Origin of the sequence: Psychroflexus sp. S27 (assembly GCF_002810405.1) — a bacterium.
GTDB classification, from domain to species: Bacteria; Bacteroidota; Bacteroidia; order Flavobacteriales; family Flavobacteriaceae; genus Psychroflexus; species Psychroflexus halocasei_A.
In genome coordinates this window covers 302,323-308,496 of sequence record NZ_NEXQ01000023.1, presented here as the reverse complement: position 1 = coordinate 308,496, position 6,174 = coordinate 302,323, and the positions used below count along the sequence as shown (strand labels likewise).

At 33.0% G+C, this 6,174-nt stretch carries 9 protein-coding genes; 6 read left to right on the top strand and 3 right to left on the bottom strand.

What is annotated here, in order from left to right:
* Nucleotides 1-82: 82 nt before the first annotated feature.
* The 3 genes from CAP47_RS07760 to CAP47_RS07750 form a co-directional block, all read right to left on the bottom strand.
* A complete protein-coding gene (locus CAP47_RS07760) occupies nt 83-784 on the bottom strand; it encodes a GLPGLI family protein (protein ID WP_100776098.1) in 702 nt (233 codons plus the stop codon).
* 49 nt (nt 785-833) lie between these two features.
* Entirely contained in the window at nt 834-1,022 is a 189-nt protein-coding gene (locus CAP47_RS07755) for a hypothetical protein (RefSeq protein ID WP_100776097.1), read from the bottom strand.
* Nucleotides 1,023-1,412: 390 nt separating this feature from the next.
* Nucleotides 1,413-2,045, bottom strand: a complete 633-nt coding sequence (locus CAP47_RS07750; protein ID WP_100776096.1) for a 7-carboxy-7-deazaguanine synthase QueE — start codon at nt 2,043-2,045, stop codon at nt 1,413-1,415.
* 116 nt (nt 2,046-2,161) lie between these two features.
* Between CAP47_RS07750 and CAP47_RS07745 the strand changes: the two genes are divergently transcribed.
* The 6 genes from CAP47_RS07745 (at nt 2,162) to CAP47_RS07720 (ending at nt 6,152) form a co-directional block, all read left to right on the top strand.
* Complete coding sequence (locus CAP47_RS07745; protein WP_100776095.1) at nt 2,162-2,725, top strand: hypothetical protein; 564 nt, start codon at nt 2,162-2,164, stop codon at nt 2,723-2,725.
* Nucleotides 2,726-2,727: 2 nt separating this feature from the next.
* Complete coding sequence (locus CAP47_RS07740) at nt 2,728-3,339, top strand: inorganic diphosphatase (protein WP_100776094.1); 612 nt, start codon at nt 2,728-2,730, stop codon at nt 3,337-3,339.
* Nucleotides 3,320-4,171: an alpha/beta hydrolase gene (locus CAP47_RS07735; RefSeq protein ID WP_100776117.1), complete on the top strand. Its 852-nt coding sequence runs from the start codon at nt 3,320-3,322 to the stop codon at nt 4,169-4,171. Before CAP47_RS07740 ends, CAP47_RS07735 begins: the two co-directional genes overlap by 20 nt.
* Before the next feature lie 81 nt (nt 4,172-4,252).
* On the top strand, nt 4,253-4,675 hold the full coding sequence (locus CAP47_RS07730; RefSeq protein WP_100776093.1) for a VOC family protein: 423 nt from the start codon (nt 4,253-4,255) through the stop codon (nt 4,673-4,675).
* Nucleotides 4,676-5,755 (top strand): AI-2E family transporter, encoded by a 1,080-nt coding sequence (locus CAP47_RS07725; RefSeq protein ID WP_100776092.1) that lies wholly within the window; start codon nt 4,676-4,678, stop codon nt 5,753-5,755.
* On the top strand, nt 5,709-6,152 hold the full coding sequence (locus tag CAP47_RS07720) for a YkvA family protein (protein WP_093243920.1): 444 nt from the start codon (nt 5,709-5,711) through the stop codon (nt 6,150-6,152). The genes CAP47_RS07725 and CAP47_RS07720 overlap by 47 nt, the downstream gene beginning before the upstream one ends.
* The last annotated feature ends 22 nt before the right edge of the window (nt 6,153-6,174 follow it).

Genomic DNA, 6,174 nt, shown 5'->3' with positions numbered 1-6,174 from the left:
TTTCAATCCAGTTCATTAAAAGTTTAATTCTTACCGAAAGTTTGTTTCACCTATCATATTATAACCTTAAAATATTTTTGTTTTATCGATAATTTTGAAGTTTTTCATCAACTAAGTTATAAAACTTCTCGGAGGAAATAACTTCATTTTGATTAACTTTTTTTAATGAATTTACTGTATTTTCAACACTATCTAAAGTGTAGATCGTATTTTGAAGTCTTAATTGAACAACTAAGCCTGGCAAACCTACTGCGCCCATTGGTCCATGAGGAACAGATATGTCTTTACAAAACCAAGCTTCAATTTCTTTTTCTTTAACACCATTTGATCCAATAAATTTTCTGATTGTCACTGCTTTTGTTACTTTGTATTTACCTATAACTTTGTGTTCATTTTTTATCTGCCATCTTGGCAACTCTTTAAATTGAACGTTAAAAATCTGATTCATAAAAGAGGTTTGTAAATACAAGCTTCCATTAGAGGAATCATAAAACCATTGATCACTGACATAACTCATTGCTTCTGCAATTTTTAGAGCTTGAAGATTTTGAGAATCTTTATTCAATGCTTCTGACACGGAGAATTGAGATTGATTATCTAAAACGCTCAATATAAATTTATTTTCATCTAATTCACTCTCAACGTTTCTCATTAATTTTTTTACTTCATCCAACTTAATAGATTCATAATCAACTTCAGCGCTAGTTTTATACACAAATGTTTGTTGCGAAAAACTTATTAAATGAACTAAAACAACAATTGATAATGTTACTAAATATTTCATATATAAAAATTAAGCCACTGAAGATATCGACAGTGGCTTGGTTAAAAGATTACAACTGCTCATAGCATGCATCAAAAGTAGCAGCAAAAACTTTAAAATTATCACCACCTGCAGCTTCTTCCGCTGCTTCTGCAATTTCATAGCAGTCAACAACAACAGCTTTCTCTTCTGCTACTCCAAAACTACTCATTCCCATTGTCATCGCACCCAAGGCGATTATTGTAAAAAACTTTTTCATGTTATTTGTCTTAAAATATTTAAATTCTCTTGGTCGCTTAGACCTAATCTCAGCTAAAAGCTGTCCTTATCTTCATGAAAAATCAGTAACTTTGTATTTGCTTAGAGATATGATTTTTCATGTCTTAATCTGTGGAGCGCTTTTCATCTTGAAAAGCGTTTCCTTTTTATGCTAATTAGAAGAACATTTGATATGTTTTGGTTAGAGTTAGCTAACCTAAAAAAAAAAAAAAACGATTTAAGATAATTTTAAATGTTAAATGTATGTTTTTTTGTTTATTTAACACTTTAAAATTTAAAAAAAAGAATATAAATCAATTATGCATAAAAAAAGCAAGGCGACACTTTATATGCGACCTTGCTCTAGCAATGATTTTATAAAATAAAAAGACTACGGAATCTCTAGATATTTATGGGTTTGAAGTGAGATTTTCCACTTTGGGTTTTTCATGACATAATCCACAATCAGCGGCATCATTTTTTCTCTCACACTCCATTCTGGTTGTAAATACAACTCACATTTTCCAGATAATTTTGCAGCTTGTTCTTCAGCAAATTTAAGATCGTGCTTATTAAACACAATCACTTTTAATTCATCTGCCTTGCTATAAATTTCTGATTCTGGTAATTTCATTTTTTTTGGAGAAAGGCAAATCCAATCCCAAATACCAGTCAGCGGATACGCCCCAGAGGTTTCAATATGAATATCCAATCCTTCGTTTTTTAAAGCTGATGTTAAAGGCGACATATCCCAAGTCAGCGGCTCGCCGCCAGTAATCACAATTGTGTTGCTATTGGCTTTTGCTTGTGATACAATTTCATCAATATGCGTTGGCGGATGCGTATCAGGACTCCAACTTTCTTTCACATCGCACCAATGGCAGCCAACATCACAACCACCCACACGAATAAAATAGGCTGCTTTTCCTGAATGGTGTCCTTCTCCCTGAATAGTATAAAACTGTTCCATCAAAGGCAACATTTCGCCTTTATCAACTAAGTTTTCGATCTCTTTTTTCAACATGCTGCAAAGGTAAATATTATTTCTCGCATGCTTGCCTGAAAGCTTTATAAGCTCAATATTTTTTAGATAAAATAGTCTTATGATCTAAGATTAATTATTTTTGGAAAAAATTTAGCATGAAAAAAATAGTTCAGTTCGGTTTCCTTCTTAGTTTAATATTCCTAAGCTCTTGTCAAGAAAGTCAAAATGAATTTAAAATCGGCCAAAATCAAGTTGGCCAGATTAAGGCTCAAACTGAAGTGCATGAGTTAGAAAGTATTTTTAGTCAAGATTCAATTGTCAAGCCTGACTTAAAAAATAGATTTCGTGCCACAAATAATGATTACTACGTTTATCAAGAAGGCGAATTAGCATTAAAAATTCAGCCACGTAAAGCACAAGATAGCACGAGCCACATCAGTGAAATCCAGATTTTGAATCCTGCTTACAAAACAGACAAAGGTCTTCATGCCAATAGTACTTTTAAGGATTTGTATGACAATTATAAAATCAAAAACATCCAGAACAGTTTAAAAAATGTGATTATTGATTTAGAGGATTCTGGCATCTATGTTGTTATTGATAAAAAGCATTTGCCAAGCTCTTTAAAGTTTGATTCTTCTGCAAAAGTGAGCAAAACACAAATTCCTGATGATGCGCCCTTTAAATATTTCTGGTTTTCTTTTACTGAAGAAAAATAAAGATGAAATTTAATCAAATGATTCTTGTATCAGTTATTGCACTGATCAGTTTCTCTTGTCAAAAAAAGATTTCTTTAAAAGAAATTAAAGCGCAAACATCTGATGGTATTTTCCAGATATTGGTTGAAATTCCGAGCGGAACAAATGCCAAAATTGAGTACAACAAAGCGTTAAAAGAATTTAAAATCGATCAAAAAAATGGCAAAGATCGTTACATTAATTATCTGAGTTACCCAGGCAATTACGGTTTCATTCCGCACAGCGTTCAATCTAAAAAAGAGGGTGGTGATGGTGATGCGCTTGATGTTCTGCTGATTAGCAAAAAACTTAAAACTGGCACAATTGTTCAATTCAAACCTTTAGGATATCTTAAATTGCGAGATGAAGGCGAATTGGATATCAAAATCATCGGTGTTCCTATTGATGAGAAATTAAAAATTATTTCAGCCGAGAATTTTAAAGATTTTTCAACAGATTATAGAAGTGCCAGACGCATCATCCAAATTTGGTTTGAAAACTATAGTGATGATGAGGTTGATATTTTAGGCTGGTACGACGAAAATGCAACGATTGAGCTTATTAAAAAAAGTATTAATGAAGAAGAAACTAAATAAATATTTGCCGAAAATAATCGGTTATAAATTAAAAACACAGCGCTTAGTCAACAAAAAGAAAGCGATGCAGACTGCTTACGCCTTATTTGCAACGCCAAGACGAGGCGATGTAAAACCACATCAGATTGACTTTCTAAATTCACACAAAAAAGAAGTTATTTCTTCACATTCACACGAGATACAAACTTATCATTGGGAGAATTTTGGACCACGAATTCTGTTCGTACACGGTTGGGATAGCAATACGAATCGTTGGAAAAACTTGATACAAAAATTTCAGAGAAAAGGATTTGATATTTATGCTTTTGATGCGCCAGCTCATGGCTATTCTAGCGGAAAAACGCTCAATGTGCCGCTTTATGCGAAAGTGCTAAAAGATGTGATTGAGAAATACAAGCCTGATTTTCTTATCGGACATAGCATGGGCGCGATGACTGTGATTTACAATCAGCATTTATATGGTAAACAAAACATCAAGAAAAATGTGCTTTTGGGTGCGCCTTCTGAAATGCTTGATATTGTTGGTGACTACCAAAATATATTGAGTTTAAGTGATTCATTCATCGGAGATTTAGAAAACTTTTTTAAGGAAAAGTTCGGATTTACTTATGAAGAATTCTCAATGGCAAAATTCGCTAAAGATATCTCAACAAAAAGTTTAGTTGTTCATGATAAGAGTGACAAAATAGCACCTGTTTCTTCAGCTTATGCGATTGATAAATCTTTAAAAAATTCAGAATTATTAATCACTGAAGGCTTCGGACATTCCTTGTATAATGCGGATGTTGATCAGAAAATTATCTCTTTTATAGAAAATGATTCAAACGAATAGAATCAACGCTTTGAAAAATATAAAATTAAGCTAAGGTTTAAAAAAATATCTCTATTTTTAGACACCTAAAATCAACCACTTATGAAACATCTGACACCTTTCCATTTAGCTGTTCCTGTCAAAAATTTAGCTGAAAGTAGAGCATTTTACACAAAGGTTCTAAACTTTGAAGAAGGAAGAAGCAGCTCACATTGGGTAGATTATGATTTTTTTGGACATCAATTTGTCATTCATGAAAGTTCAGATTACCATTTTGATGAAGCCTACGGTGAAGTTGATGCGCATCAAGTGCCAGTGCCACATTTTGGCGTCGTTTTGCCTTGGGACATTTTTGACAGATTTGCCGAACATTTAAAAAAGAAAGAAATTCAATTTATTATAAAACCTTATACAAGGTTTAAAGGCAAGCCAGGCGAACAAAAAACAATGTTTTTTAAAGATCCTAGCGGCAATGCGTTGGAGTTTAAAAGCTTCAGAAACATGAACCAGTTATTCGAAAAATAAATGAAGTCACTTTCTCCAAAACTCGTACGCCAGCTGTTCATCCTCTTTTTGATCATCAGTTTGGGTTCCTTAATTTTTAAAGAAATTATCCCTTACTTATCAGGAATTTTGGGAGCTATTACATTTTACGTTCTATTACGTCGTGTAATGAAAAAAATGACAAACAGAGGTATAAACGAATCGATCTCTGTCACTATTTTATTGGTCTCGTCTTTCATTTTGATTCTTCTTCCCTTCCTAGGAGTCGCATGGATGCTAAGTACAAAAATCAGTAAAGTTATTTCAAATTCAGAAAAATTAGTCCAAGCTTTAAACGCTCAAATTACCGAGATTGAAAAGTTGACAGATTATCAAATTGCTGCTAGTTTAGATTCTGGTACAATTACCTCTTGGCTGACTCAAAACTTACAAGGTTTTGCAGGTAGTACTTTTGAAATTTTTATAGCGATCAGTATCATGTATTTCCTTTTATATTACATGTTACTCAATCAAGAAAAACTATCGAGTTCTTTAGAAACTTACATTCCGATTGGCACCGATAACCTTTTATTAATTGCTAAAGAATCTGGCGAAAAAGTAAAAGCAAATGCCATTGGTATTCCCTTAGTTGCTTTATTTCAAGGCTTAATCTCTCTGATTGGATTTTGGATATTTGGCGTACCAGAACCTCTCTTTTGGTTTGTCATCACAGCTATTGGCTCAATGATCCCTTTTATCGGAACAGCAATCGGGATTATTCCCGCAACAGTTTTACTATTTTATCAAGGTGATGCTGTCGCAGCTGTAGGAATGATTATTTATGGTTTTGTTGTTGTTGGCTCTTCCGATAATTTAGTTAGATTGTATGTGCTCAAACGTATGGCTAATGAGCATCCTTTGATCACGCTTATCGGTGTTGTGATCGGTGTGCCACTTTTCGGGTTTATTGGCTTGATTTTTGGTCCACTATTACTATCACTTTTCTTTTTAATTGTCAAAATTTACAAAAAAGAATATGGTGAAATTGAAAATAAAGAACAGAAAAAAGAATTGAATGAAGACTTACCAGAAGAATCAGTACCAGAACAAAAAGAACAATGAAAATATTGATGAAGAATATTTTTCTGCTGAATCTAAAAAAATATCACATGATGATATTGACAAAGCGGTTGATAGTTCTGAAGGGATTTTAGATAAAATCAAGAACAGAAATTGGGCACCTCTTAAAGAAGATGTCAAAACGCTCTTAAGAATGTTGCTTGACTATAAAAATGGACATTATAAAGACTTGCCTTGGAAAACGGTTTCAGCTATTGCTTTTAGTCTATTATATATCCTTAATCCGCTTGACTTAGTTCCCGACTTCATCCCATTTCTTGGTTATTTAGATGATATTACAATCGTGAATTTTGCGCTAAAATTTATCGGAGACGATATTGAAAGTTATAGAGCTTGGGCAAAAGAGCAACCTGAGTCAACTGAAATATCAATTGACTAGGTGCTATTTTATAAAATATAAA

What these genes read in the sequence shown, in the direction of transcription:
- CAP47_RS07760 (WP_100776098.1), bottom strand. Translation starts at nt 784, where the DNA reads ATGAAATATTTAGTAACATTATCAATTGTTGTTTTAGTTCATTTAATA.
- CAP47_RS07755 (WP_100776097.1), bottom strand. Translation starts at nt 1,022, where the DNA reads ATGAAAAAGTTTTTTACAATAATCGCCTTGGGTGCGATGACAATGGGA.
- CAP47_RS07750 (WP_100776096.1), bottom strand. Translation starts at nt 2,045, where the DNA reads ATGTTGAAAAAAGAGATCGAAAACTTAGTTGATAAAGGCGAAATGTTG.
- CAP47_RS07745 (WP_100776095.1), top strand. Translation starts at nt 2,162, where the DNA reads ATGAAAAAAATAGTTCAGTTCGGTTTCCTTCTTAGTTTAATATTCCTA.
- CAP47_RS07740 (WP_100776094.1), top strand. Translation starts at nt 2,728, where the DNA reads ATGAAATTTAATCAAATGATTCTTGTATCAGTTATTGCACTGATCAGT.
- CAP47_RS07735 (WP_100776117.1), top strand. Translation starts at nt 3,320, where the DNA reads ATGAAGAAGAAACTAAATAAATATTTGCCGAAAATAATCGGTTATAAA.
- CAP47_RS07730 (WP_100776093.1), top strand. Translation starts at nt 4,253, where the DNA reads ATGAAACATCTGACACCTTTCCATTTAGCTGTTCCTGTCAAAAATTTA.
- CAP47_RS07725 (WP_100776092.1), top strand. Translation starts at nt 4,676, where the DNA reads ATGAAGTCACTTTCTCCAAAACTCGTACGCCAGCTGTTCATCCTCTTT.
- CAP47_RS07720 (WP_093243920.1), top strand. Translation starts at nt 5,709, where the DNA reads ATGAAGACTTACCAGAAGAATCAGTACCAGAACAAAAAGAACAATGAA.